Annotated in this window: 26 protein-coding genes; 11 read left to right on the top strand and 15 right to left on the bottom strand. The window is 71.1% G+C overall.

What is annotated here, in order from left to right; genetic code table 11:
* Positions 1-111 precede the first annotated feature (111 nt).
* The 3 genes from ACIBJG_RS15225 to ACIBJG_RS15215 all read right to left on the bottom strand — a co-directional run bounded on the left by ACIBJG_RS15225 (position 112) and on the right by ACIBJG_RS15215 (position 2427).
* Positions 112-570, bottom strand: coding sequence for a hypothetical protein (locus ACIBJG_RS15225; protein ID WP_399307951.1), 459 nt, complete (start codon positions 568-570; stop codon positions 112-114).
* A gap of 69 nt (positions 571-639) precedes the next feature.
* Positions 640-1455, bottom strand: coding sequence for a class I SAM-dependent methyltransferase (locus tag ACIBJG_RS15220; protein WP_399307950.1), 816 nt, complete (start codon positions 1453-1455; stop codon positions 640-642).
* Positions 1456-1536: 81 nt separating this feature from the next.
* Entirely contained in the window at positions 1537-2427 is an 891-nt protein-coding gene (locus tag ACIBJG_RS15215; RefSeq protein ID WP_399307949.1) for a prepilin peptidase, read from the bottom strand.
* Between the two features lie 103 nt (positions 2428-2530).
* Between ACIBJG_RS15215 and ACIBJG_RS15210 the strand changes: the two genes are divergently transcribed.
* The 5 genes from ACIBJG_RS15210 (at position 2531) to ACIBJG_RS15190 (ending at position 7089) form a co-directional block, all read left to right on the top strand.
* Complete coding sequence (locus ACIBJG_RS15210) at positions 2531-2902, top strand: DUF192 domain-containing protein (protein WP_399307948.1); 372 nt, start codon at positions 2531-2533, stop codon at positions 2900-2902.
* Between the two features lie 91 nt (positions 2903-2993).
* Positions 2994-4565 (top strand): polymorphic toxin-type HINT domain-containing protein, encoded by a 1572-nt coding sequence (locus tag ACIBJG_RS15205; RefSeq protein WP_399307947.1) that lies wholly within the window; start codon positions 2994-2996, stop codon positions 4563-4565.
* Positions 4552-4947: a CPCC family cysteine-rich protein gene (locus ACIBJG_RS15200; RefSeq protein WP_399307946.1), complete on the top strand. Its 396-nt coding sequence runs from the start codon at positions 4552-4554 to the stop codon at positions 4945-4947. Before ACIBJG_RS15205 ends, ACIBJG_RS15200 begins: the two co-directional genes overlap by 14 nt.
* A 55-nt stretch (positions 4948-5002) precedes the next feature.
* Complete coding sequence (locus ACIBJG_RS15195) at positions 5003-6199, top strand: hypothetical protein (RefSeq protein WP_399307945.1); 1197 nt, start codon at positions 5003-5005, stop codon at positions 6197-6199.
* A gap of 107 nt (positions 6200-6306) precedes the next feature.
* On the top strand, positions 6307-7089 hold the full coding sequence (locus ACIBJG_RS15190) for a hypothetical protein (protein ID WP_399307944.1): 783 nt from the start codon (positions 6307-6309) through the stop codon (positions 7087-7089).
* An 82-nt stretch (positions 7090-7171) separates the two neighbouring features.
* Here ACIBJG_RS15190 and ACIBJG_RS15185 read toward each other — a convergent pair whose 3' ends face one another.
* Together ACIBJG_RS15185 and ACIBJG_RS15180 are read right to left on the bottom strand one after the other, a co-directional pair.
* On the bottom strand, positions 7172-7693 hold the full coding sequence (locus ACIBJG_RS15185) for a hypothetical protein (protein ID WP_399307943.1): 522 nt from the start codon (positions 7691-7693) through the stop codon (positions 7172-7174).
* Positions 7694-7743: 50 nt separating this feature from the next.
* The gene (locus ACIBJG_RS15180; protein ID WP_399307942.1) at positions 7744-9360 is read right to left on the bottom strand and encodes a polymorphic toxin-type HINT domain-containing protein; all 1617 of its coding nucleotides are present in this window, start codon (positions 9358-9360) and stop codon (positions 7744-7746) included.
* 330 nt (positions 9361-9690) lie between these two features.
* Here ACIBJG_RS15180 and ACIBJG_RS15175 point away from each other — a divergent pair, with 330 nt between their 5' ends.
* Positions 9691-10206, top strand: a complete 516-nt coding sequence (locus ACIBJG_RS15175) for a hypothetical protein (RefSeq protein WP_399307941.1) — start codon at positions 9691-9693, stop codon at positions 10204-10206.
* A gap of 15 nt (positions 10207-10221) precedes the next feature.
* On the opposite strand, the gene ACIBJG_RS15170 is transcribed toward ACIBJG_RS15175, so the two are convergent.
* Positions 10222-10815 (bottom strand): hypothetical protein, encoded by a 594-nt coding sequence (locus ACIBJG_RS15170; protein ID WP_399307940.1) that lies wholly within the window; start codon positions 10813-10815, stop codon positions 10222-10224.
* 434 nt (positions 10816-11249) lie between these two features.
* Here ACIBJG_RS15170 and ACIBJG_RS15165 point away from each other — a divergent pair, with 434 nt between their 5' ends.
* Positions 11250-11753 (top strand): DinB family protein, encoded by a 504-nt coding sequence (locus tag ACIBJG_RS15165; RefSeq protein WP_399307939.1) that lies wholly within the window; start codon positions 11250-11252, stop codon positions 11751-11753.
* 15 nt (positions 11754-11768) lie between these two features.
* Here the strand turns inward: ACIBJG_RS15165 and ACIBJG_RS15160 are convergent, their stop codons facing one another.
* Entirely contained in the window at positions 11769-12722 is a 954-nt protein-coding gene (locus tag ACIBJG_RS15160; RefSeq protein ID WP_399307938.1) for a YihY/virulence factor BrkB family protein, read from the bottom strand.
* 233 nt (positions 12723-12955) lie between these two features.
* On the opposite strand from ACIBJG_RS15160, the gene ACIBJG_RS15155 reads away from it, so the two are divergent.
* Together ACIBJG_RS15155 and ACIBJG_RS15150 are read left to right on the top strand one after the other, a co-directional pair.
* Positions 12956-13360, top strand: a complete 405-nt coding sequence (locus ACIBJG_RS15155; protein ID WP_399307937.1) for a hypothetical protein — start codon at positions 12956-12958, stop codon at positions 13358-13360.
* On the top strand, positions 13357-13653 hold the full coding sequence (locus tag ACIBJG_RS15150) for a hypothetical protein (protein ID WP_399307936.1): 297 nt from the start codon (positions 13357-13359) through the stop codon (positions 13651-13653). The genes ACIBJG_RS15155 and ACIBJG_RS15150 overlap by 4 nt, the downstream gene beginning before the upstream one ends.
* A 77-nt stretch (positions 13654-13730) precedes the next feature.
* Here ACIBJG_RS15150 and ACIBJG_RS15145 read toward each other — a convergent pair whose 3' ends face one another.
* Together ACIBJG_RS15145 and ACIBJG_RS15140 are read right to left on the bottom strand one after the other, a co-directional pair.
* Positions 13731-14678, bottom strand: a complete 948-nt coding sequence (locus ACIBJG_RS15145) for a nitroreductase/quinone reductase family protein (RefSeq protein ID WP_399307935.1) — start codon at positions 14676-14678, stop codon at positions 13731-13733.
* Between the two features lie 358 nt (positions 14679-15036).
* Positions 15037-15837, bottom strand: coding sequence for a GPP34 family phosphoprotein (locus ACIBJG_RS15140; RefSeq protein ID WP_399307934.1), 801 nt, complete (start codon positions 15835-15837; stop codon positions 15037-15039).
* Between the two features lie 285 nt (positions 15838-16122).
* Between ACIBJG_RS15140 and ACIBJG_RS15135 the strand changes: the two genes are divergently transcribed.
* Complete coding sequence (locus ACIBJG_RS15135; RefSeq protein WP_399307933.1) at positions 16123-17646, top strand: PQQ-binding-like beta-propeller repeat protein; 1524 nt, start codon at positions 16123-16125, stop codon at positions 17644-17646.
* A gap of 134 nt (positions 17647-17780) precedes the next feature.
* A complete protein-coding gene (locus ACIBJG_RS15130) occupies positions 17781-18734 on the top strand; it encodes an FG-GAP repeat domain-containing protein (protein WP_399307932.1) in 954 nt (317 codons plus the stop codon).
* A 78-nt stretch (positions 18735-18812) separates the two neighbouring features.
* Here ACIBJG_RS15130 and ACIBJG_RS15125 read toward each other — a convergent pair whose 3' ends face one another.
* The 6 genes from ACIBJG_RS15125 to ACIBJG_RS15100 all read right to left on the bottom strand — a co-directional run bounded on the left by ACIBJG_RS15125 (position 18813) and on the right by ACIBJG_RS15100 (position 24865).
* Positions 18813-19766, bottom strand: a complete 954-nt coding sequence (locus tag ACIBJG_RS15125; protein ID WP_399307931.1) for a carbohydrate kinase — start codon at positions 19764-19766, stop codon at positions 18813-18815.
* Positions 19763-20752, bottom strand: coding sequence for a zinc-dependent alcohol dehydrogenase family protein (locus tag ACIBJG_RS15120; protein ID WP_399307930.1), 990 nt, complete (start codon positions 20750-20752; stop codon positions 19763-19765). Before ACIBJG_RS15120 ends, ACIBJG_RS15125 begins: the two co-directional genes overlap by 4 nt.
* The gene (locus ACIBJG_RS15115) at positions 20749-21639 is read right to left on the bottom strand and encodes a carbohydrate ABC transporter permease (RefSeq protein ID WP_399307929.1); all 891 of its coding nucleotides are present in this window, start codon (positions 21637-21639) and stop codon (positions 20749-20751) included. The genes ACIBJG_RS15120 and ACIBJG_RS15115 overlap by 4 nt, the downstream gene beginning before the upstream one ends.
* On the bottom strand, positions 21636-22619 hold the full coding sequence (locus ACIBJG_RS15110; RefSeq protein WP_399307928.1) for a carbohydrate ABC transporter permease: 984 nt from the start codon (positions 22617-22619) through the stop codon (positions 21636-21638). The genes ACIBJG_RS15115 and ACIBJG_RS15110 overlap by 4 nt, the downstream gene beginning before the upstream one ends.
* The gene (locus ACIBJG_RS15105) at positions 22616-23953 is read right to left on the bottom strand and encodes an ABC transporter substrate-binding protein (protein ID WP_399307927.1); all 1338 of its coding nucleotides are present in this window, start codon (positions 23951-23953) and stop codon (positions 22616-22618) included. The genes ACIBJG_RS15110 and ACIBJG_RS15105 overlap by 4 nt, the downstream gene beginning before the upstream one ends.
* A 150-nt stretch (positions 23954-24103) precedes the next feature.
* Entirely contained in the window at positions 24104-24865 is a 762-nt protein-coding gene (locus ACIBJG_RS15100) for a DeoR/GlpR family DNA-binding transcription regulator (RefSeq protein ID WP_399307926.1), read from the bottom strand.
* Between the last annotated feature and the right edge of the window lie 256 nt (positions 24866-25121).

Below are 25121 nucleotides of genomic sequence, written 5' to 3'. Positions count from 1 at the left end.
CCGCGAGCAATGGGGTCTCCCCTGCTCGAGCGAAGCCGAGAGCTCGGGGAAGTGCCAGACGCCGCCCGGCAGGCGGGACTTTCGAAACACGCCCCCGGGGCGCACTGCCCGTCAGGTCGTGGCCGCTGCGCCCCGGTGGCCCCGGGTGAAGCGGATGCCCACGGTGTCTCCGCCGGTCACCACGAAGCGGCCGCCCTCGCAGCGGATGACGGCCTCGTCCACCTCGCCCCGCTCGTCCCTGCGCTCCTCGGTGCGCAGCACCGTCCAGCCGCCTTCGGGCGGCTGCGGCAGCCGCGCCATCGCGGCGTACTCCCACTGGGCGGCCGGTACGCACCAGTCGGGAAGGCGCGGCCAGGTGCCGGCGCCGACATGCAGGCTGCCGTCCGAGGTGCAGGTCAGGAGCACGGACTGGCCGTCGGCCAGCAGGAAGGCGACGGCCTCCGGCTCCCCCATGCGGCCCTCGGGCCGGTAGAAGATGCCGAGGACACCGACGATCCGGGCGCCTGCGAGCCATTCGGCGTTGCCCTGCCGCGGACCGCGCGCCGCTTCCTCGTCGTTGCCGACCCTCATGGCCTGCTCCTTCCCCGTGCGCTCAGCGACCAGAGTGCCATCCTTCGGGCGCGGGCAGGGGGTTCGGGCTCACCCGGGTTTGCGGGCCTCGATCAGAAAGCGGGTGGTGTGGGCGACGAACGGCCCCTCGGTCTCGATCAGGTGGTGCAGCGTGGCGAGTTGTGTCCGGTACGCGTCGACGGTGAAGCCGGGCACCATCCAGATCACCTTGCGCAGGAAGTAGACGACGGCGCCGATGTCGAGGAACTCGGTGCGCAGCCGCTCCGTCCGCAGGCCGACGACGTCGAGACCGGCCGCCTCGGCCGCGGCACGTGCCTGCTCGGGGTCGCGTCCGGCGCGTACGTGCGGCGGCTGCGGGCCGAGGAAGTACTCGACGAGTTCGAAGACGCTGGCCGGGCCGACCTGCTGCGAGAAGTACGTGCCGCCGGGAGCCAGGACCCGGGCGATCTCCTCCCACCACGTGGTCACCGGATGACGGCTGACCACCAGGTCGAAGGCCGCGTCGCCGAACGGCAGCGGCGGCTTGTCCTCGTCCGCGACCACCACCGCCCCCAGCGGGTGCAGCAGGGCGGTGGCGCGGGCGACGTTCGGCGGCCAGCCCTCGGTGGCCACGGTCAGCGGCGGCAGCTTCGGCGCGGAGGCGAGGACCTCACCGCCGCCGGTCTGGATGTCCAGCGCCGCGCTCGCCCTGCCGAGGCGCTCCCCCATGGCGCGGGCATACCCCCAGGACGGGCGCTCCTCGGTGGCTCGGCCCTCCAGCCAGGAGAAGTCCCAGCCGTCCACGGATACGGCGTCGGCCTCGGCGACCAGTTCCTCGAACCGGGTACGTTCCGCTGCTGCTGCTGCTGCGGCTGCTGCTTGCGCGTCATCGGGTGTTGCGGTCATACGGGGATGGTGGCAGTCGGGCATCGCGGCCGCGACCGCATTTCCCGCGCGCCGGAAGCGCCCGGCGCGCCCCGTGCGGGGTCAGGCGGCCAGTGCGCCGAACAGGATCCCCAGCAGCGCACCGGCGATCATGAACGGGCCGAACGGGATGCCCGTCTTGCGCCCGGCGCGCCGCATCAGCACCAGCCCGAGCCCGTACGCCGCACCGAACAGGAACCCGGCGAACCCGCCCGCGAACACGACGGCCCAGCCGTACCAGCCGAGGGCCACGCCCAGGGAGAGGGCGAGCTTGACGTCGCCGAAGCCCATGCCGTTCGGGTTGATGAGGAAGAGCAGGAAGTAGAAGGCGCCGAGAGCGGCCCCGCCGAGCAGGGCGGACAGCCAGGCGCCACCGTGCTCCGGCAGCAGGGCGGCGAGGCCGAGGAGCAGGGCGGCGGCCGCCGCGGCCGGCAGGGTCAGCTGGTCGGGCAGCCGGTGGACCCGGCGGTCGATCGTCGCGAGGAGTACGCCGACGGGGGCGAGCAGCAGCCAGACGGCGAGTTCGGGCCGCGCGCCGGTGGCCGCCGCGAGGGCCGCGCAGCCGAGGGCGGTGACGACGGGGGCGACGAGGTGCGGTGCGTAGTGCGGGCCGTTCCGGTGGGGCGCGGCGGGTGCGGCACCGGGCTCCTCGGCTTCAGCCGCGTCGCCCGCGTCACCGGCCCGCTCCGGCTCGGTGTCGTCCACCGGGTCCGGCCCGGCGTGCCCCGGCCCGGCGGCCGTACGCACAGCGATGGCCGCACCCACCTCGGCGCAGGTGGTGCAGCGCGTGGAGCCGAGCCAGCCGCGGCCCACCCCGGTGAGGGCGTGACCGGCGGGGCAGGCGTCGCGCCACGCGTCGTCCGGTTCGACGGAGAACCGGTAGGCGGCGCGCGGGACCAGCAGTCCGGTCGCGGCTCCCCAGAGGGCGGCGACCCCTATCAGGATGGCGTACACGTCATCGACCCTAGGCGCCCCGCGGACACCGGTCATGGGCCCTGGGGCCCACCGCACGCCGTTACGGGCCCAGAGGCCGTCACGTGGCGCTACCGTCATGGCCATGGCTCGATGGCGCAATGGAACAGGAACGCTGACGATCACCGACCGGGACGGGGATGGGGAGACCGAGGTGCCGCTGCGGATCGCGGCCTCGTACCGGCACCGGAGCCGTGGACTGCTCGGGCAGGACGGGATCGACGGCGCACTGATGATCACCCCGTGCGGGAGCGTGCACTCCTTCCGGATGCGGTTCACGATCGATGTGGCCTATCTGGACCGGAAGTTCAACGTCGTGGCGGTGCACACGATGAAGCCCGGACGGCTGGGACTGCCCCGGCTGCGGGCCCGGCACGTGATCGAGTCGGAGGCCGGAGCGATGGCGAAGTGGGGGCTGCGGCCCGGCACGCAGGTGCGGATCGCGCAGACCGGCTGACCCGTGGGCCCGCCGAACTCCGGCCGGGCCCCGGGCATATGGGGCCCAGGGCCCAAGACGGCGGGGGTGTCGCGCCCTTAGGGTCGAAACCATGTCATCCATGGGGGAGTTGCGTCGTCGGGTTCGCGGGGTGCGTCGCGGGTTGCGGCGCACCGTGCCGCGCACGGGTGTGCGGTTGCCGGTGCTGCGACGGCGGGGTGACCGGGGTCAGGGGGCGTTGGAGTACCTGGGTCTGGTCCTGGTGGTGGTGGCGATTGTCGGTGCTCTGGTGGGTACGGGGATCGGTGCGGATCTGACGTCGAAGATCGGTGTGCAGGTCTGCCGGATCGGTGGCGGTGGGAACTGCGGTGGCGATGGCGGGAACGAGGCGCAGGGCGGGCAGAACGCTCCGGGTCAGGGGGATCCCGCCTCGGACAAGAACGCCGACGGTTCGCCGAAGTCACCGGAACAGGTGGCGTACGACAAGGCGTTGAAGGGCCTCCAGGACGCGCAGAAGGACGAGAAGTCCAACGGCGACAAGGCGCTCGAGGCGGCGAAGGAACTCGCGAAGATCCTCGCCGACGAGCTCGGGATCACCGACGCCCTGGACTGCATCACCAAGGGCGACATGGGCGCCTGCACCGAAACCCTCATCAACGTGTTGCTGAGCCTGATCGGTGGTGCGGTCGGGAAACTCGCCGCGAAGTACGGGGCCCCCTGGAAGTGGAAGAAGGCCTACAAGCTCATCAAGGCCCTCAAGAAACACGGTGGCGACCTCTACGACGGCCTCAAGGGACTCGTCAAGAGCCGCAAGAAGGTCAAGGACGCCGAGAAGGCCCTCGAAGACGCCGGCAAGAAACTCGACGACACCAAGAAACCCAAGAACGACAAACCCGACGAGAAGAAGCCTCCGTGCACCAAGCACAGCTTCCTGGCGGGTACGCCGGTGCTCCTCGCCGACGGCAGCCGGATCCCCATCGAGGCCGTACGCACCGGGATGCTGGTCACGGTCACCGACCCCGAGGGCGGCCTGACCACCGTCCGGCCGGTCACCGACACCATCCGGACCTACAGCGACCGGGCGTTCACCCGCCTCCAGGTGGGGGTCGACGGACGGACCGCCGCGCTCACCGCCACGGACACGCACCCGTTCTGGCTGAACGGACGGAACGGCTGGGTGGACGCCGGTGACATCCGGCCCGGCGACCGGCTGCGGACACCTGCGGGGTCGTCCCTCACGGTCCGGTCCGTGGCGCACTACCAGCAGCGGCAGACCACGCACGACCTCACCGTCAGCGGCATCCACACCTACTACGTGGGAATCGCCGGGCAGAACGCCCTGGTCCACAACTGCGACGAGTGGACGAGCAAGGGGAACCTCGACGAGCACTACCAGAAGCACGGTGATGAGATGGGGTACGAGTCGCAGCGGGAGTACGAGGAAGCCGCCAAGGACCTGACGTGCGACTGCGACGGCGGCCGGCCCGGCGTGCTCGTCAAGGAGGCGTCGGAGGACGGCACCGTCCGGTACTTCGACCCCGACACGGGCGAGTACGGGATGAAGAGCAAGAAGGGCATCATCTCCTTCTACAAACTCGACGGTGGCCTGGCGGCGTTCAAGGGCATGCCGGGCACGATGCGGCGCAGGAGGCCGAGGATGCGACGTGCACGTGAACGGGTCTGACGGGGGCCGGCCCGACCGGTACCCCTGTGTCGCCTGCGGCCACACGGTCTTCGAGGACCCGCCCGGCTCCTCGATGATCTGCCCGGTCTGCAAGTGGGAGGACGACGCCTCCCAGCTGCGCTGGCCCACGATGGAACGGGGCGCGAACCGCGTCTCGCTCGCCGAGGCCCAGCGGAACTACGCCTCGGCCGGCGTGAGCGAGGAACGGTTCGCCCACCGCGCCCGCCCGCCGGAGGCCGGGGAGGACGTCGAGCCCGGCTGGCGGCCCCTCGACGCCTCGGACTCCTTCGAGGCACCCCTCGTGCAGGACCGGCCCTGGCCCGCGGACCGGACGGTTCTGTACTGGTGGACGCAGCGCTTCTGGCGACGCGCCGGCGGATGAGCCCCAGCGGGGCCCCCGGGCCGGGCGGCGCCGACCGGCGGAGATAATCGGTCGTATGCCCCCCGGCCCCTCCCCCCAGGTCACCCCCGCCCGCCCGCACCCGGAGCGCCGGCCGGTGCGCGGGCGTCTCGCCGCCGCCCTCGCCGCGGCCGCACCGGCACTCGGCGCGTACGCCGCGGTGCGGATCATCGGCCTCGTCGTCTTCCGGGCCGCCGCGTCGGCCGCCGGGAAGGACCCGCTGCACCTGCTCTCCGAGCGCTGGGACTCCCTCTGGTACCAGCGGGTCGCCGAGAACGGTTACGGGTACACGGTCACGCTCCCGGACGGGGGCGTCCACTCCGACCTGGCCTTCTTCCCGCTGCTTCCGGCACTGGAGCGTGGCATCGCGGAGGTGACCCCGCTCGGCCTCGCGGGCGCCGGGCTGCTGGTGGCCTGGGCGGCCGCGCTCCTCGCCGCCTGGGGGATCTTCGCCGTCGGGGCACGGCTGTACGGGCGCCGGGCCGGGGTGGTGCTGGCCGCGCTGTGGGGGGTGTACCCGACGGCGTTCGTCCAGTCGATGGCGTACACCGAAACCCTGTTCACGGCACTCGCCGCCTGGTCGCTGTACGCCGTGCTGACCCGGCGATGGATCGTCGCCGGTGCTCTGTGCGTGCTGGCCGGGCTGACCCGGCCGTCCGCCGCCGCGCTCATCGCCGCCCTCGCGATCACCGCCGCCGTCACCCTCGTACGGGAGTACCGGGCCGGTGCCGCCGACGGCATCGTCCGCCGCAACGGGCGGATGCTGCTGGGGGTGGTCATCGCGCCGCTCGGCTGGCTCGCGTACGTGGTGTTCGTCGCGGTGCGCGAGGGGCGTCCGTTCGCCTACTTCGACGTCCAGGCGCAGTGGGGCAACAGCATCGACGGCGGCGCGGCGCTGGCCGCCTTCATCCTGGGACTGCCGCTGCCCGGCATGCTCGGGCTGTGCGCGGCGCTGGCCGCTCTCGGCTGGCTGGTGTCGCTGTGCGTGCGGCAGCGCCAGCCGCTGCCCGTACTCGTCTACGGGATCGCCGTCGTCGTCATCTCGCTGATCGGCTCCGGGTACTTCGGCTCCCGGCCCCGGCTGATGATGCCCGCCTTCCCGCTTCTGCTGCCGCCCGCCGTGGCGCTGCTGCGGCTGCGCTCCACGGCCCGGACGGCGGCGGTCGTCGCGGTGCTCGCCGTGGCGTCGGCGGCGTACGGGGCGTGGACGCTGCTCGGCTCCGGCCCGCCGTGAGTTGGGCCCCTGGGCCCACGCATACGCACCACTCGGGTTGTTAGCGTGCAGAGTCCGTGCGGGAACAACGTCGGCGGTAGCGGTTCGCCGGTCAGGAGCGGTCAGTGATGAAGGCACGTACGGCAGCCATGGCGGCCACCACAGCAGTGCTCTGCCTGGCGGCCGTAGCCTGCGGGCCGGACGGGAAGGCGTCCGACCAGGACGGCGGGAAGGACGCGGGCGCGACTGCGAAGGCGAGCGGGACGCCCGCCCCGGACCCTGCCGCGAGCGACTCCGCCGCCCCGTCACCCACGTCGACCCCCACGAGCAGCGGCAAGGTGCTCGACAAGGCCGGGCTGGCCGGGATCGCGCTGGCCACGGGCGAGGTCGGGACCTACGAGGTCACGCCCATGCAGGGGGGTGAGGAGAGCGGCACGGAGCGGTCGGAGAACAAGGACTGCGGGCCGCTCGTCGCCGTGATCAACGGCGCACCCGAGCCCGCCCCGGCCGCCACCGTCTTCCGTACGGTCATGGACAAGTCGGAGGAGGGCAAGGACAACCAGACCGTCGTCACCGAGATCCTCACCTCGCACCCCGAGGGCGGGGCGCAGCAGCTCATGCGCGGTGTCCGGGACGCGGTCCGGGCCTGCGCGGGCGGCTTCCGTACGTCGGGCGAGGACGGCCCCTCCACGTACACCGAGGTCAAGCAGCTCCCGCTGCCCCCGGCCGGCCAGGAGAGCATCGCCTACCAGGTGACCGGGAGCATCGAGGGCGACAAGGTGCCGCTGCTCTTCCAGCTGGTGCGTACCGGTTCGACCGTCGTGACGTTCTACGTGGCCGACTTCGTCACGGCGAAGACCCCGCAGCTCCCGGCCGAACTCGTCGCCGCCCAGGCCGCGAAGCTGCCCTGACGCGCGCGGCCCCGGCGGGGGCCGGGCGCATCTGTTGCCCAACACCCATCAGAATCAAGGGTGTTGGGCAACAGCTGTGCGCTCACACCTCGTGCAGGACCACGTCGGCGGCCAGGGCGGTCCCTGCTTCGTCGTGCAGCTTCAGCCACCGCTGTTCGTCCGACGCGTTGCCGATCCTGATGCCGAAGGTCCAGGTCGGGTCAAGGAACAGGGTGTGTCCGCCCTCGAAGTCGAGGGCCAGGCAGGTGCAGACGGTGTCGTCGGCACCGGGTGCGCGGTAGACGCGCAGGCGGGTACAGCGCAGTTCGTCGCGGCCGTCACCGAAGAGCTGCTCACCACAACTGGCGACCATCACCTCGTCCTCCGCGTCCGCGAGCAGGCCGATGCCGCTCCAGTCGACGCCGTCCACCGCCGTGGTGTCCAGCCGGTCGAACTGGCCCACGGACTCGAACCTCAGCAGCCCCTCGTCCAGCCGGAGCCAGACGACGAGGGGCTGCGGACGGAACTCGGGGACGTCGTCGTCCCGGTCCAGGAACCCCGGGAGGAGGACATCGCGGACGGCATGGTCGCGCAGTGCCTTCTCGGCCGTCGGCCAACCGCTCATGTCCGCTCCCCGCTCCTGCCCGGCCACCGGCCGGGCTCCTGCCGCGCCGGCTACTTCACCGGCACCTTCTTGGTGATCACGATGCCGGTGTCCATGCCCTCGCCGCTCTTGAGGGCGGTCCAGAAGTCACCGTTCTCCTTGAGGACGACCGTCACGCCCTTGCCACGATAGATCAGCCCCTCGGGCTCGCCCTTCTTCAACGTGCCCTTGCCGACCAGCTCGAACGTGCCGTCCTTGATCGCGTCCGCGACGTCCTTCCGGAACTGCGGGCCGTCCTCCTTGAGCTTCTTGTACTTGGTGCCCAGCGCGTCCTCGATCAGCTTCTTGTGTCGCTGGAAGTGGTCCTTGAACTTCTTGGGATCCCCTTCACCCACACCCGGCTTGCGGGCCGCCTCGAGCTCTTCCGGCGACAGGTCGCAGTCGGTGTTGTGGACGAGCGCGTTGGCGGAACCGATGCCCACGTAGTAGGTGTGCACGCCCTCGACAGTGAGGTCGTACGTCGTCTGCCGCTGGGTGTAGCGCGTGACTCCGGCGACGGTCAGCGTGCCGCCGGTCTCGGTGCGCAGCGCGTCGCCGCGGCCGATGTCGCCCGCGTCGCTCCAGCGCTCCTCGCCGGTCACCCAGAACGGGTGGGTGTCCGTGGCGGTCAGCTGGGCCGGTGCCCCGCCGGCCTCGACGGTCAGCCGGGTGAAGTGCTTGTCGTCGTAGGTGGTGATGGTCCGCTCGACGCGGCGGGCTCCGGTCCGGCCGGTCACCGGGTCGGTTGCGGTCACCAGGTCGCCGGGGCGGACCGCCTCGATGGACAAGGTACGACCGTCGGCGAGGAGCACCGGCGTACCCGCCAGGAAGCTGTGCTTGGTGCACGGAGGCTTCTTCTCGTCGGGTTTGTCGTTCTTGGGTTTCTTGGTGTCGTCGAGTTTCTTGCCGGCGTCTTCGAGGGCCTTCTCGGCGTCCTTGACCTTCTTGCGGCTCTTGACGAGTCCCTTGAGGCCGTCGTAGAGGTCGCCACCGTGTTTCTTGAGGGCCTTGATGAGCTTGTAGGCCTTCTTCCACTTCCAGGGGGCCCCGTACTTCGCGGCGAGTTTCCCGACCGCACCACCGATCAGGCTCAGCAACACGTTGATGAGGGTTTCGGTGCAGGCGCCCATGTCGCCCTTGGTGATGCAGTCCAGGGCGTCGGTGATCCCGAGCTCGTCGGCGAGGATCTTCGCAAGTTCCTTCGCCGCCTCGAGCGCCTTGTCGCCGTTGGACTTCTCGTCCTTCTGCGCGTCCTGGAGGCCCTTCAACGCCTTGTCGTACGCCACCTGTTCCGGTGACTTCGGCGAACCGTCGGCGTTCTTGTCCGAGGCGGGATCCCCCTGACCCGGAGCGTTCTGCCCGCCCTGCGCCTCGTTCCCGCCATCGCCACCGCAGTTCCCACCGCCACCGATCCGGCAGACCTGCACACCGATCTTCGACGTCAGATCCGCACCGATCCCCGTACCCACCAGAGCACCGACAATCGCCACCACCACCAGGACCAGACCCAGGTACTCCAACGCCCCCTGACCCCGGTCACCCCGCCGTCGCACCCGGCCCCGCAACCCCAGCAGCCGCACATCCGTGCGCGGCACCGAGGCACGTGACCACCGGCGCACATGACGACGCAGTTCCCCCACTCGTGACATACGCCGAGGCTAACGGCGCCTGCATGCCGCCGTCTTGGGCCCAGAGACCCAATACTGCGCACAAGCGGGGAGCCGGCCCCGCACCCCGCGCACCTGGGCCCAGCTTTGGGGCCATAGGCCCAGGTCATCGCGGTCGGGCCGCCGTACGCTCACCCCGCACCAGCTATTCGGGGCATGACAGGTGACCGCCCCGGGCGAGTGGACGTCGGAGAGTCGGAGAGGGAGAGAACAGTGAACGGTGGCAGCGGCCGGGGCGACGGAAGCGCGGGGCATCGGCCCCCGGGGCACGGGTCCGGCCCTGCGGGGAGAGGCGGTGGCACGGGCGCGCTGTTGGTGCTGGGCCGGTGCTGGGCCGTCGGTGCCGTCGTCCACGTCATCGCCGGATACGTGATCTCCCGCGGGCTCGTCGACCTGCTGGCCACCGACGAACGGCTGGACGTCTTCACCTGGCGGCTGGGGCTGCGGCACGTACCCGCCGTCCTCACCACCGTGGTGGCCGTACTGGCCGCCGCCCGGGTCCTGCCCGCGGAGCGGCGCACGTCGCGCCCGCTGTACCTGTCGGCCGCCCTCGGCGTCCCGGTGGCCGTCCTCGGCTACGGGTACGCGGTGCTGTGGCAGGTCTCCGACATGGAGGGGGCCCTGATGCCCGTCGTGACCCTGGCGACCGGGGCGGCGGTGGGTCTCGCCGCGGACCGGCTGATGGACGACAGCGACACGGCGTCGCCGCAGGCCGCCCCGTACTACTGGCGTGACGGCGGCGCCACCGCCACGGACTACGCCGGAGGGATCCTCGTGGCCGCCGGCATGGTCGCGGCGCTCGCCACGGCGGGGGCCGTCGGCCACTGACTTCCGCTCCCGCCCCTACCGGTTCGGTACGTCGCTTCCGTAGACGACCCAGGGCGACTGCGAGGACGAGTTCACCCCCGACAACTGCGGCTGCACGGACGCGACTTCCTGCCGCACCGCGAGCGTGTCCGGCCAGTGGTCGAAGTACACCGTCCCCTGCACGATGAAGCCCCTCCAGTCGGTGGCCGCCGACGCACCCTCCCGGTCGACCACGAACCCGACACAGAGCACCGACGCCCTCCCGATCGCCTCCCGCACCGCGCGGACGACCGTCTCCTGCTCGTCCCGCCCCAGGCCTCCGATGGCGAACTGCAGCACCACCGTGCAGTCGTCCGTCCGCCGGACCCTGGTGGGGACCTCGGCGCCACTGGGCAGCCAGAGCAGGAAGTCGACCTGGTCCAGCCGTTGCAGGCCGGCCAGGAGGACGAGTTGGTCCCTCGTCACCCAGGACTGGGTGACCGCCGGCCGGGGCCCCGGGCCGATCAGTGTGATGCGCCGGGTGACCGGGTGATCCGGCCTCACGCCCGCCGCCTCCAGGTCGCCGAGCAGCGACTCGGCGTCGGGGCGGTTCCAGCCCAGGTGGTACGAGTAGAAGAATCCGTCACTCATCGACACGTCACCTCATGAAGAAGATCTGGGCACCCCGGATTCACCCCGGCACGTACCGGATGAGAGGTGGCCGCCCTGCTGGTCAGGTAGAGCGTGAAGATCCCTGCGCACGGGAGCGCACCCGCACCGCCGCCGATCGGGCGGCGTCGCGAGGGGCTCGCGGTTGGTCACCACGAGGGTAATGAGCGCCGCCGCCCGCGGCGTGGGCCCAGGGGCCCACGGCGGACCCCAATGGGGTGCGGGAGCGGGTGCCGCGCGAGATTTCGCGCGGAGGACGTCGTGGTGCTCCCCGGACCGCGGCACCTCGCGCCCGCGGGCCCGTCCCGTCGTGGTTGACGGCGGCCACCGCCGCCACGCCCCACTGCCGACAACCACTGCGACTCGGCTGTTAGACGATGGACAGGGGCAACCGCCACCGGCCATCGTGTACGGCAATGACACGCACCGATTCGCCTCCCGCCTGGGACGAGCGCACCCAGCTGACCACCTTCCTCGACTACACCCGCGCCACCGCGGTGGCCAAGTGCGAGGGTCTCTCGCAGGAGGACGCGGTCAGGGCCCCGCTCCCGGGTTCTCCGCTGATGACCCTCGCGGGGCTCGTCAACCATCTCCGCTGGGTCGAGTACTTCTGGTTCGAGGTCCAGTTCCTCGGCGGGGAGGACGAGGGTCCGTGGACGGACGAGGACCCCGACCGCGAGATGCGCATCGCCGTCGACATGCCGCTCGCCGACGTGTTGTCGGAGTACGAGGCGCAGTGCGCCCGCTACCGCGAGCTCGTCGCCGCCCACGACCTGGACACCCCGGCCAAGAACCCGCGCAGGGACGGCCGTTGCCCCGATCTGCGCTGGATCGTGCTCCACCTAATCGAGGAGACCGCCCGGCACAACGGCCACATCGACATCATCCGCGAGACCGTCGACGGCACCACGGGAGACTAAGGCCGGTCCCGCGGATCAAGGCCGGACCCCGCGAGCCCTGCCGGGATCTTCAGTGCCCTCCTGGGTCCGGTCCGCGACGCCGCGCCGGGCCCGGTTCAGCTCCACGTTGAACTGGGCGCCGGCCAGCAGCGCCAGGTTGGTGAACCACACCCAGATCAGGAACACCACGAGCCCGGCCAGTGAGCCGTAAAGCCTGCTGTAGGACCCGATGTACGTGGCGTACAGCGCGAACCCCGCCGAGGCCACCAGCCACAGCAGAGCCGCCAGCACCCCGCCCGGCAGCTCCTGTCGCGTCCCGCGCGCGGACGCGGGGCCGGTCCGGAAGAGGACCATGATCAGGCAGGCGACCAGACAGAGCAGCACGGGCCATTTCAGCACCGCCCACACCGCGTCCCCCAGGTGCGCGAGCCCCATCCGGTGCCCGAGCCAGCGGGCCAGCGGCCCGGAGAGCACGAGGGCGAACGCGCTGGTCATCAGGAGCAGCAGCAGCCCGATCGCGGAGACGACGATGAGGTGGGCCTTGCGCAGGGCGGGCCGGGTGTCGGGTACCCCGTGCATCGCGTGCAGCGCCCGCCGGAACACGGCCAGATAGCTGGACGCGGACCACACCGCGCTGACCGTCCCTGTCGCGACCAGCAGCCAGACCGCGGTCCGCTGCTGGGTGGCCGCCTCCAGGGGCTGGCGCAGTGCGGCTCCGGACTCCGCCGGGGCGAAGGCGGTGATGTCGGCGATGAGCGCATGCGTGGCGTGGGGGTTGGCCAGGCCGATGACGGACACCGTCACCAGGAGGGCCGGCAGCAGCGCGAGGATGGCGTAGTACGTGAGGGCCGCCGCCCAGTCCGAGAGGTCGTCGTTCCACAGGGAGACGGGCGTGCGCCGCAAAGCGACGGGCCAGCACCGCGGCGCCCTGGGGCGCCCGGCCGCCCGGGCCGGCGACCCGGCGAGGGCGCCGTTGATCTTGCTGAACACGGATGGGGCTCCGGGGATGTAGAAGGGTCGGCACGGTCGGTCGCCTCCCGCCGTACGGACGCGGCGAGGGGCATGGGGACGCCGTGTGCTGCCTCTCCTCTTCTGCTCCTGTTCGCGCCCGGTACACCCGTTTCCTCCGGTTGGCGGGCGCGGGCCGGGCGGCGGGCGACGAGCTCCGGCAGCGCCCACGGGCTTCGGCCGCCATTGTCACACCCTGGTCGTACGCTCCCGTCATGAGCGTCTCCCTCTACTACAACGCGCACCGCGCGACACCGCTGACCGAGGCCGAGTCCGCGTCTGTCGAGCGCGTCGTCGCCGCGCGCACGGCGTCTTTCCCGTACGACGACGAGGAAGGCCTGTATCTGTACGAAGAGTCCGCCTCCGAGCCGCGGGAGATCGTCGCCGGGTCCACCAAGATGCCGTTCGACCCCGGTCACCTGATGCCCGTGATCGCCCATGTGCTGGATTCCGTGACGGAGTTGCGCCGGGCCGTGCCGGATGCGGAGTGGCGCGTACACATGGACGATCTCGACGTTCCGTGGGAGGAGGCCGAGGGGTACGCCCTGCCCGGGATGCGTGACGCGGACCTGATCGCGGAGCTCTCGGCGGTCCACGGCGACGACGGGGTGGCGGGATGAGCGACGCGAACGCGGGGGCCGCTGCGGGCCCCGCCCCGCCCACGCCGGAGCAGCGCCGACTCATCGAGTTCGGTGAGGCGCTGTACAGCCGCATGGCGCCGGGCGCCGCTCTCGGTCATGTGCTGCTGCCCGAGGACGACGCGGTGGCTGTCGTGCACCGGGTGCGGGGCGGCGGGACCGTAGTGGTGGGGGCCGACCGGTCGGTGCTCTTCTCCCCCTCGGCGCGTGACATCGGCGTCGCCCTGGCCGAGTTCCGGGCGGGCGTGCGGACGCCCGTGGAGCGCTTCGGTTAGCGGGCGCCGCTGGCACGACGGCATGGCCCGGCGTCGGGCTGAGTGCCGCGCACGGCACCCGGCCCGACGCCGTCAGCTCACTCCGCCCCCTCCCCCGCACCGGCCGGCGGCGCGGGCGGCCAGGGCACGTCGGCCAGCAGGGGCACGATCGTCTCGTCCTCGTAGTCGAGGTGGGCGCTCAACTCCGCCGACATCGTGTCCAGTTCCTTGCGGAACCGCTCGGGGTCGGCGATGCCGATGCCGGCCAGCAGGGCGGCCAGCTCGCCCTGGATGCGGGCCACGGTGCGGTGCTCGTCCCGGAGCCGGTCGAAGACGTCGCCCAGGTCCGGGTGGTACCGCACGATCCCCGGGAACAGATGATCGTCCTCACTGGTGTGGTGGAACTCCAGCGCCTGGCAGAACGCCAGACAGCGCTGCCGGATCTGCAGCCCGAGCCCCGGGGCCGGCGGCTGACCGGGCCCCTGATGCGCGGCCCGGGCGGCGAAGTGCGCGTCGGTCTCCGCCTTCACCTGCCGCAACTGCCCGCGCAGCCACGTGTGGACCTCCGTCATCTTGTCGGCGAGGGTCCTGATCTCGCGGGGCCGTCCCTCCCACACCTCGGGATCGGCGCGCTCCAGCACGACGACCAGCGGAACGCGGACGGCGCCCGCCGCGTGCCCGTCGGCCCCGGGGGCGTCCGGCACGGCATGGTCGAGCAACTCCCGCCCGTGCGGGCCCTGGTCGGGGACGGCGAGCGCCTGGTAGTTCTGCGTACCGATCTCCACTCCCACCACCGGGTGGGCAAGCAGATCGTGGTACCAGCCGGGGTGGTTCGGCGTACCGGGGCCGGACCCGATGACCGCGAGCGACCCGCTGGGGCGGCGTACGTAGCCGAGCACGGTGGTCCGCGGGATGCCGGACACGGGAGCGGTGGTCGTCAGGAGGAGCAGGTCCCGGCCCTCGAAGGGGCCACCGACCTTTCCCTCGCGGGCACGGAACTCCTCGATGACCGTGACGTCGAGTGCTTCGTTACTGGGTGTGGGCATACGGATTTCTGTCTCCGGAAGATGAGGGAACGCGAAGCGGCCGTGGCGGCTGCGACCGCAGCCATGGCCGGTGAGGACGCAGGGCTCGCACATGCGGCAGCGCTGCGTCGAATGCTCGGATGCTCAGATGCAGAGCGCGGAGTATGAACTCACGACGGGCTCCTGAGAGAAGGATGCTCGCCCGACAGCCGGCCGGCCCACTGCTCTTTGGCCGGCGCCACGCGGCACCGCCTCCATTACAGCCACGCCCGGGGCGGACTGTCAACGCGGCAGCCCGGGGCCCGGCCCGGCTGTCGCAGTGCACCGGCCTGGGCCTCCGCCGCTGAGCGGGCTCACGTGCCGCCTCCCGGGCGTGGCATCACCAGCCCCCGTGCCCACCGCCCTCGGCGTGGCCGGTGCCGCCGGCGCCGCCCTCCGACCAGCTGCCCGGGTCCGCAGAGTGACCGAGGCCGTGGCCGCCGGTGGTGAAGTCCGCATAGAGGTCGCCGAGTTCGCTCTGAAGCTGCCGGGTGAGGCTGCCGGCACCGGCGGCCAACGCCGCGGCGAGCTCCTCGTCTGCGCCCCTGCCGTCGCCAGTGGCCGGGGCGAGGTGTCCGGCCGCGGCGAGGGCGGCCAGACGTCGGCGGCCTGCGATGCCCCGCAGGCCCGGGTAGACGGCAGGAGTGAGATCCGCGGCCCGGATGAGCGCGGCGAGGGTCAGATCGCGTGCGTCGGGCTGCCCGGCCGTTCCGGCACTCACCGCACGGTCCAGCCGGTCCAGCAGCTCCTGGCGGCGTGACAGGTCGACGAACACGATGTCGTGGCGGCTACGGCCGCCGGCATCCCGCCACCGGCGGACCCGGACCGTCTTCCGGTCCTCCAGCCTGGAGAGGTACTCGAAGGTGAGGGAGCGCGGCGTCCGGCGCAGCCAGTCCTTGAGACCGGGCTGCGGATGGGCCGCGCCGAGACTGCGCAGGACGTTGTTCAGATGGCGGTCCTCGACGGGCCGGGGGTCGGTCACCTCGATGAGGCGGGGACCGACGACGATCCGGCCCGCCAGGCCCAGGTCCGCCAGTTCGGCGGCCCGCAGGGCGAATCGGAGTCGGTCCGTGGCCCGTATCCGGATGTGGCGCCGACGCACCACTATGGCGATCAGGAGCAGTTCGTCCCCCGTGGTCATACGGGCCAGAGTAGGGGCGCCCGCCCTCGGAGGGGCATCCTCCGCGCATTCGACCGCTCCGGCCCTTCGACCACCGAGTGGGTGCCTGGGCCTGCCCTCGTCCGCCGCGGGGCAGTCGCCCGGAGACCTCGGCTTCCCCGCGGCACGGCGGATTCCCGCCCGCAGGCCGCCAATGTGAGCATTGCACACACACCACCCCGACCGGTGATTACGCTGACGCCGAACCAGATCCCGGTTCCGGACGTGGCTCCCGGCCGGAGTCGACCGTCAGCGAGGGGGACGCCGATGCCGCACACACCAGGGCCCTGGTACACACCGCGACCGCGCCAGCAACCGGTGCCGGACAACCCGTACGCCCAGCAGGGCCACGCGCCGCCCGGTCCGCCCCGGCGCAGGCGCCGGGGGCCCGTGGCCGCTGCCGTCGCCGTCCTCCTGCTGGCGACCGCAGGGGGCGTGTACGCCCTGACGGACGGCGACGGGAAGGGGCCCGCGGCACCGGTGGCGGGCAGCACGCCGAAACCCTCCGGGGCGTCGGCCTCGTCCCGTGCACCGGCGGCTCCCCCGCCCGTGACGGAGCGGATCCCGACGTCGGAGGAGATCAACGCGGGGCGCAAGCCCGGAGATGCGACGGCGTGGATCGTCGAGGACCCCACCGATCTGCCCCGGAGCAACATCCTGGCCAACGACCTGTGGATCGTCGGCGACACCGTCGTCCAGGCGGTCCACAAGAAGGTCACCGCCCGCCGCCTCTCCGACGGCGCCCAGGTGTGGAGCCTGAAGCTGCCCACTACCGTCTGCGAGACCCCGGTCAACGCCACCCCCGACGGCAAGGTCGTCGTGGTGCACCACAACAAGGCGAAGAGCCGGTGCAACCAGCTCCAGGAGATCGATCTGCGCACCGGAAAGTCCGGCTGGCACAAGGAGCTCGTCGAGACCGGCTCGATGGACGGCACGATCATCGTGCACAGTGCCATCAGCGGCGGCACCCTCGCCGTCGTCCAGAACATGCGGGCCGCCGCCTACCGGATCAGTGACGGAACGAAGCTCTACGACATCCCCATGCAGAACCCCGGAGGGTGCTACCCCGATGATGTGGCGGGCGGCTCCCGGCTCCTGGTGAGTTACGGCTGCGCTGTCGGCTCGGACACGCCCTACAGCCGGCTCCGCGGGGTCGACCCGCCGACGGGCAGAGCACTCTGGAACTACCGCACCAAGCCCGGCTGGAAGGCCGGCAAAGTGCTCTCCGTGGAGCCCGTCGTCCTCACCACCCTGCACGCCGAGCGGCGCCAGGACGACTGGCGCGTCGTCTCGCTGGGCCCCGGCGGCAAACTCCGCCGCACCATCGACGCAAGAGCCAAGGGCTTCAAGTACTGCGGCGACTCCGGCGACGCGGGTCAGGGCATCCAGAACTGCCCGGGCGCCGTCGTCGGCAACGGCCTCGTCGCGCTGGGCGGCACCGACCGGGCCGGCGCCTACGACCTCGGCACCGGAAAGCTCGTCTGGGGGGTGAAGTCCGACGCCGGCCGCACACTGAACCCGCTGCGCCCGGAGACCGGCAAGGCGGTCCTCGTGTACGAGGGCGCCACCCCGAGCAGACCGGGCCGGATCCTCCGGATCGGCCCCGGTGGTGCCGGCAAGGAGAAGGAGGTCCTGCGCCATCCGGCCTCGGCCGCGAAACCGGAGTACGAGATGCTCGCGGGGAACCTGGCCTACACGAACGGCCGGATCGTCATCACCCCGTCGATGGTGAACGGGGACGACGCACAGAGCAGCGCCCAGATGATCTCCTTCGCGCCCGGCACCGACTGAAAGGACCCGGTAGCCAACTCCGCCCGGGCCGGGCGCTGTCACACCCTCGTGAGAGGCTTCCGTTCAACGGCGGCGCACCCCATGTGCCGTTGAACGAACTGAACAGGCTGAGCAGATCCCTGGGGGGATTTTTCGTGAGCAACATTGGACGCAGACGTTCGGTCCGCGGCGCTCTCGCCGCCATCGCCGTCACGGTCACCCTGGCCACCACGGCCGGTACGGCCTTCGCCTCCGGCGACCCCGCCGGCACGGCCGACCGGGCACGTGCCACGGCTACGGCCGGGGCCGGACAGCAGGCCGGAAAGGCCCGGGGGGCGGCTCCGGCCGGCGCGGCCGGTGCGGTCGAGACGCCCAGCTTCCCCATGCTGGGCGTGCACAAGAAGACCACCGAGCTGTACATGTACTGGACGGACGACCAGGGCGGCTTCGAGCCCCGGGAGTACGTGACGCCCGGTTTCGACGTGTTCGCCGACTCGATCGACGCGGACAACGACAAGGACGGGTGGAGCGACCACACCTGGGACGTCTACAAGGACGGGAAGCTGACCTCCAACTGGATCGACGACGAGCTGGGGTACCACAGCATCCAGGTCGGCAAGGGCTGGAACATCTACCCCACGATCCTCTCCCCCGGCAGCATCGGCGGAGCCCAGGAGGCCGACCTCATCGGGCTGGACAAGGCCGGTGTGCTGTGGGGCTACCTCGGCTACCCGGACGGCAGCCTCACCACGCGCATGCGGATCGGCGGCGGCTGGGGCCAGTACACCCAGCTCGCCGGCCAGGGCGACCTGACGGGTGACGACAAGCCCGACATCGTCGCCCGGGACAAGTCCGGTGTCCTGTGGCTCTACAAGGGCACCGGCGACTACAAGGCGCCCTTCGCGTCCCGCACGCGGATCGGCGGCGGCTGGAACACGTACGACCGTCTCCTGTCGGTCGGCGACCTCAACGCGGACGGCGTCGCGGACCTGGTCGCCCGCAAGTCGAACGGTGACCTGTTCCGGTACTCGGGCACGGGCAACGCCAACGCCGTGTTCGGGAGCCCGGCCAAGATCGGCCACGGCTTCCAGATCTACAACCTGCTGTAAGCGGAAGCGAAAACAAACGGACCGGCAGGACGGACGAGGCGGGCCGCCTTCCCCCGACGGGGACGGCGGCCCGTTCCGTCATCCGGCCGGGCGGACCTTCGCGACCTGCGCCGCCGGCACGGGCCGCACAGGCTCCGTCCCCGACCGGGCGACCACGGAGGCCGCCACCCGCGAGGCGAACGTCAGCATCTCGGCGGCCCGGTCACGCGACAGCCGTACCGCGCCGCCGTCGCGGAACGCTCCTGCCTCGCCGAGCCAGTTGAGCATCGCCGCCATGAACGCGTCGCCCGCCCCGATCGTGTTCACCACGTCGACCCGCACCGCGGGGACGGAGATCCGTCCCCCGTCCCGTAGGAACGCCGTGCTGCCCGCGGCACCGCGGGTGAGCACCACCAGACGGTTCTCCGCGGCCAGCTGTTCGCAGATCGCCTCGGGGACCTCGCCCGGCCAGAGCGCGGCCACGTCCTCGTCGCTGACCTTGAGGACCTGAGCCGGTCGGCAGAGATCTCGCAGTCGGCGCGCGGTGTCCCCGCCGAGCGAGCGGTCCTCGCGCACATTGGGGTCGACCACCAGCACGGAGCGTTCGGCCCCGGCGCGCGCGGTCGCGGCCACGGAATCGGCGGACGGCGGTACGACCGCGGCGAGCCCGCCCGCGTACACGGCGCCGAAGCGGCCCACGTCCGCCGTACGCTCCGGCATCCGGAAGGTGGCTGTGTCGTGCAGGTGGAAGTGGTAGCCGGTGCCGTCCGGGCCCGGATCGGCCACCGCGAGCGCGGTGGGCAGATCCGAGCGGGCGCACAGGCCCAGTTCCGTACCGGCCAAGAGGAGCCGCTCCTCGATCAGGCGGGCGAATCCGTCGCCGCCGAGCGCTCCCGCGAACCAGCTGGGCGTGCCCAGCCGGGCCAGCCCGGCTGCGACGTTGGCCGGCGCGCCACCGGGCTGGGCCCGGTGCGTCCGCGGGTCGTCCGGGGACGGCACCAGGTCGATGAGCGCCTCGCCCATCACCAGAACGGCATCGGAGCCACCGATCACGGCTCGACCACGATCTTGCGGCCCAGGCCCGCCTTGAACCGGTCCAGGGCCTCCGGGTACTGCTCCAGCGGCAGCCGGTCACTGATGAAGACGGCCGGGTCGATGACTCCCGCGGCGAACAGCGCGGCGGCGCGCTCGTAGCTGTGCAGCACGGCCATCGAGCCCGTGATCGTGATCTCCTGGTTGTAGATCCGGTACGGCTCGATGACGGCCTTGGTCGCATAGTCGGCGACCCCGAACTGCAGGAACGTGCCTCCCTTGGCGACCCGGCCGAGGCCGTCCTGGATGGCGCCCGCGCTCCCGGTGGCGTCGACGACGACGTCCCAGCCGCGTACCGTCTCCAGCTCGTCGGCCGAGGCGGCGGAGCGCGAGACACCCAGCTTGACGGCGGTGGTCAGCCGGTCCGGATTGATGTCCAGGATGTCCACGGTGGCGGCGCCGGTGCGCTTGGCGAGCTCCAGCATCATCAGTCCCATGGTGCCGGAACCGTAGATGAGCACCTTGGCTCCCAGCGTGGAGCTGAGCACGTCGTAGCCGCGCACGGCGCAGGAGAGCGGTTCGATCAGTGCCGCGGTGGCCACGTCGACGTGGTCCGGGAGCTTCACGCAGTTCGCCACCGGGGCGACGGCGAACTCGGCGGCCCCACCGGGCTTGCTGACCCCGATCGCGTTCCAGTTGTCGCAGAGGTTGCCGCGCCCGCTGCGGCAGTAGTGGCACTCGTGGCAGTGCAGCGAGGGATCGACGGCGACGTTGTCGCCGATGGCCAGCTCGGTCACCTCGGAGCCGGTTTCCACGATCTCGCCGGCGAACTCGTGGCCCGGGATGATAGGCAGCGCGGGTGCGAACTCGCCCTGCAGGATGTGCAGATCGGTGCCGCAGAGTCCGCACGCCTTGACGGCGACGACCACGTCACGGGGCCCCGGGGTGGGATCGGGGACGGTCTCGACCGACACCTTGCCGATGGACTCGATGATCGCAGCCCTCATTTGACAGCTCCAAGAGAAAGGCCCTGGACGAGTTTGTCCTGAGCGGCGAAGCCGGCGGCGAGCACCGGCAGGGACACGACGACGGACGCGGCACACAGCTGGGCGAGGAAGAGCCCCTGGCTGGTGACGACGCTCGTCAGGAAGACGGGAGCGGTCTGGGCCGCCACCCCGGTGAGCACCCGGGCGAAGAGCAGCTCGTTCCAGCTGAAGATGAAGCAGATGAGGGAGGTGGCCGCGATACCGGGCGCGGCCACCGGCGCCACCACCCTGGCCAGCACCGTGGGCAGCCGGGCGCCGTCGACCTGCGCGGCCTCGATGATGGACACCGGCACGTCCGCCAGGAACGACTGCATCATCCATACCGCGATCGGCAGGTTCATCGACGTGTAGAGGATGACGAGGAACCAGATGTTGTCCAGCATCCCGGTGTTCTTGGCGAACAGGTACACCGGCAGCAGCCCCGCGACGACCGGCAGCATCTTCGTGGACAGGAAGAAGAACATCACATCCGTCCACTTCTCCACTCGCTTGATGGAGAGCGCGTACGCGGCGGGGAGCGCGAGTACGAGCACGAAGAGCGTGGAGAAGACGGACGCCGTCAAGGAGTTGATCAGCGGCGGCCAGGGGCTCGCTCCGCCGCCGGCACCGAAGAACACCCGGTAGCCGTCGAGAGTGAGGGGCGCGCCGAGCGACGGCGGGTTGGTCGCCGCGTCGGCCTCCGAGTGGAAGGAGGTGAGCAGCATCCAGAGTGCGGGCGCGCAGAAGACGATGCCGACGACCCAGGCGACGAGCCCGAGGGCGGTGGAGCGTCGTCTGCCCCGGCGTGCCGCCCGTGCGGGGTCGACATGGCCCGCCCGGTCGGTGTGCGAAGCGGTCAGGGTACTCATGCGCGGTTCGCCTCCTCGCTGAAGAGGGACGAGACCACACGCAGGGCGAAGGTCGCGACGACGATGGTGCCGATCACCACGACCACGCCCGCGGCGGACGCCAGTCCGTATTCGTGAGCTTGGTAGAAGGTCTGGTAGATCGTGTAGGGGAGGTTCGCCGTGCCGAGTCCGCCGGCGGTGATGGTGAACACCGCGTCGAAGTTCTGCACGATGTAGATCGAGCCGAGCAGCACGCCGAGTTCCAGGTAGCGGCGCAGGTGCGGCAGCGTCAGGTAGCAGAACATCTGCCAGGCGTTCGCGCCGTCCAGCCGGGCGGCCTCCATCTGTTCGGTGGACCGGCTCTGCAGCCCGGCGAGCAGGATGAGCATCATGAACGGCGTCCACTGCCAGACGAGGGCGGTCGCGACCGCAGCCAGCGGCATGTCGGAGATCCAGTCGGGCTGTCCGGGGCTGTCGACGCCGAACAGTCCGGCGAACCAGGCCCATCCCCCGTTCAGCAGGCCGTACTCGGGGTTGTACAGCACGTGCTTCCACATCAGTGCCGCCGAGACGGGCACCAGCAGGAAGGGCGTGATGAGCAGGGTGCGCACGAAACCCCGGCCGATGAACCTGCGGTCCAGCAGCAGGGCGAGAAGGAGCCCGAGCACGACGCTCACGATGACGACACCCGCCGTGAGCAGGACCGTCGTGAACACCGAGTCGCGCAGACTCGGGTCGCTGAACACCTCCCCGTAGTTGGAGAACGCGCTGAAGCTCCGTGCGTCGGGCGAGAGCGAGTTCCAGTCGAAGAACGAGACCACGACCGTTGCCACGAACGGGAGCTGGGTCACGGCGATCAGGAAGATCAGGGCGGGCAGCAGCGGGGCACGGGTGGCCCAGACGCGGGCCCGGCCGGGGACCTTACGGGTACTGCGGGGTGCGTCGGCGCCACCGGGCGCGTCGGCGGACGAGACTTCCGGGGTGGATACGGAGGCACTCACTTCTGCTCCTTGCCGACCTTTTCGGCGAGTGCCTGCGAGGTCTTCAGGGCGTCGTCCACCGACTGGCGGCCGGCGATGGCGGAGCTGATCTCCTGCGAGACCTTCGTGCCCAGGTCGGTGAACTCCGGGATGTCGACGAACTGGATGCCGACGGTCGGCCGCGGCTGCGTGCCGGGGTCACGGGGGTTGGCGCCGGCGATGGCCTGCTGGGTGACGCTCGCGAACGCGGACGCGTCCTTCAGATAGTCCGGGTTGGAGTACGTCGACGCGCGCTTCCCGGCGGGCACGTTGGGCCAGCCGACCGTCTTGCCGACGAGGTTCTCGTAGTCCTTTCCGGAGGCCCAGGAGATGAACTTCCAGGCGCTGTCGGTCTTCTTGGACGCCTTCTGCATGCCCCAGGCCCAGGTGTAGAGCCAGCCGGAGCTTTCGGTCTTCTCGACGGGCGCGGCCACGTAGCCGATCTTGCCCTTGACCGGGGAGCCGGACGCCTCCAGTGATCCGGCGCCCGCGGTGGCGTCGTACCACATCGCCGACTTGCCCTGCGTCATGTTGTTGAGGCACTCGGCGTAGCCGGCCTGGGGCGCACCCGCCTCGCCGTGCTTCTTCACCAGGTCGACGTAGAACTGGACGGCCTTCTTGAACTCGGGCGAGTCGAGCTTCGCGTTCCAGTCCTTGTCGAACCAGGTACCGCCCATGGTGTTGACGACGGTGGTGAGCGGAGCGATGACCTCGCCCCAGCCGGGCAGGCCGCGCAGGCAGATGCCCTTCATGCCGCTCTTCGCGCCGTCCGCCCGGGCCGCCAGATCGGCGACCTGCTGCCAGGTGGGCTTCGCGGGCATCTTCAGGTTCTTCTCGGCGAAGACGTCCTTGCGGTACATGAGGAAGGACGACTCGCCGTAGAACGGCTCGGCGTAGAGCTTGCCGTCATCGGCGGTGAGGGATTCCTGGAGCGGCTTCAGGATGTCGCCCTGGTCGAAGGCCTTGTCCTTGGCGGTGTACTCGTCGAGCGGGTGCAGCCAGCCGTTCTTCGCGTAGAACGGCACTTCGAAGTTGCTGATGGTGGCGACGTCGTACTGGCCCGCCTGGTTGGAGAAGTCCTGGGTGATCTTGTCGCGTACGTCGTTCTCCGGCAGCACCGTGAAGTTGACCTTGATGCCGGTCTCCTTCGTGAAGTTGGCCGCGGTGAGCTTCTGCAACTCGACCATCTGCGGGTTGTTCACCATGAGTACGTTGATCGACTCGGCGTCGCCGGACGAGGCACCGCCGCCGCCCGCGCCGCTGCACCCGGCGAGCAGGGCCGTGAGGGCGGCACCCGCACCCAGACGCGTACTCATTCTGATGCTGCGTTCCTTGATGTTGGGCATGTGGTTCTCCTGATCACTCGTCATCGAGGATTCATCTGTTGGGGGCATGTCAGCCGTTCCCGGGGCTGACGGGCGGCTTCCGGCTGCGGGGTTTCGTGTGGGGCGTTCTCGGGGTGGCGGTCAGACGCGGATGACCTGCGGGCCGAGGCGCGAGTAGCGCTGCGCCTCGGCCGAGGGGAGACCGGTGTCCGTGACGATGTACTCGAAGTCGCCGACCTCGGCGAAGCGGCAGAAGCTCACCGCACCGAACTTGGCATGGATGCCGGCGAAGATCCTGCGCCGAGCGCTGCGCATGGCCTGGGCCTTCACTTCGCCCACGGCCGGGTCGGGGGTGGTCAGGCCGTATTCACGGGAGATCCCGTTCGCCCCGACGTACGCCAGGTCGATGACGAATCCGGCGAGCATCCGGGTCGTCCAGTGATCGACGGTGGCCATCGTGGAGCCGCGGAGCCGGCCCCCGAGGAGCAGCACGGTGGTCTTCTCCACGTCGGCGAGGGCGGTCGCCACAGCGAGGGACGCGGTGACCACGGTCAGCGGGCGGTCCCTGGGCAGCGCCTCGGCGACGAGCATGGGGGTGTAGCCCTCGTCGACGAAGACCGTCTCCGCGTCGCCGAGGAGGTCGGCGGCGGCCGTCGCGATCCTGGACTTCTGGGGAACGAGCCGGTTGGTGCGCGCGGCCAGCGTCGTCTCGAAGCCGGCACTCTCCACCGGGTAGGCGCCACCGTGGGTACGGCGCACGAGACCGTGCTCCTCAAGGGTGTGCAGGTCGCGCCGCACGGTCTCCTTGGCCACCCGGAGCGTCCCGGCCAGCGCGGTCACTTCCACCGACCCGTCGCGGCGGGCAATCTTGAGGATCTCTCGTCGGCGCTCGTCGGTGTCCACGACACACATCCCTGATGTTGCTGCGGCTCCGGCCCCGTTCGGGCTCTTGAGTCGTTTGTACAAGCAGGGGACTCACGGCGACCAGGCTCTTCACCGCTTCGCCTGTGCCCGGTTGCGCCCGTTTCACCAAGGCCGGACCGGCTGGTCACACCGTGCGGAGCGGTTGTACGCGTCCGGACCGGTGCCCGATTGACGCCGTGACCGTGCCCGAACGGCGCCCGAGGGGGTCGGCCGAATCCCACGGGGGCCCGAGTTG

Source organism: Streptomyces sp. NPDC050422 (assembly GCF_044458665.1).
Classification (GTDB): Bacteria; Actinomycetota; Actinomycetes; order Streptomycetales; family Streptomycetaceae; genus Streptomyces.
Note: the sequence above shows the minus strand (reverse complement) of the source record. Positions and strands in the feature narration are given on the sequence as shown.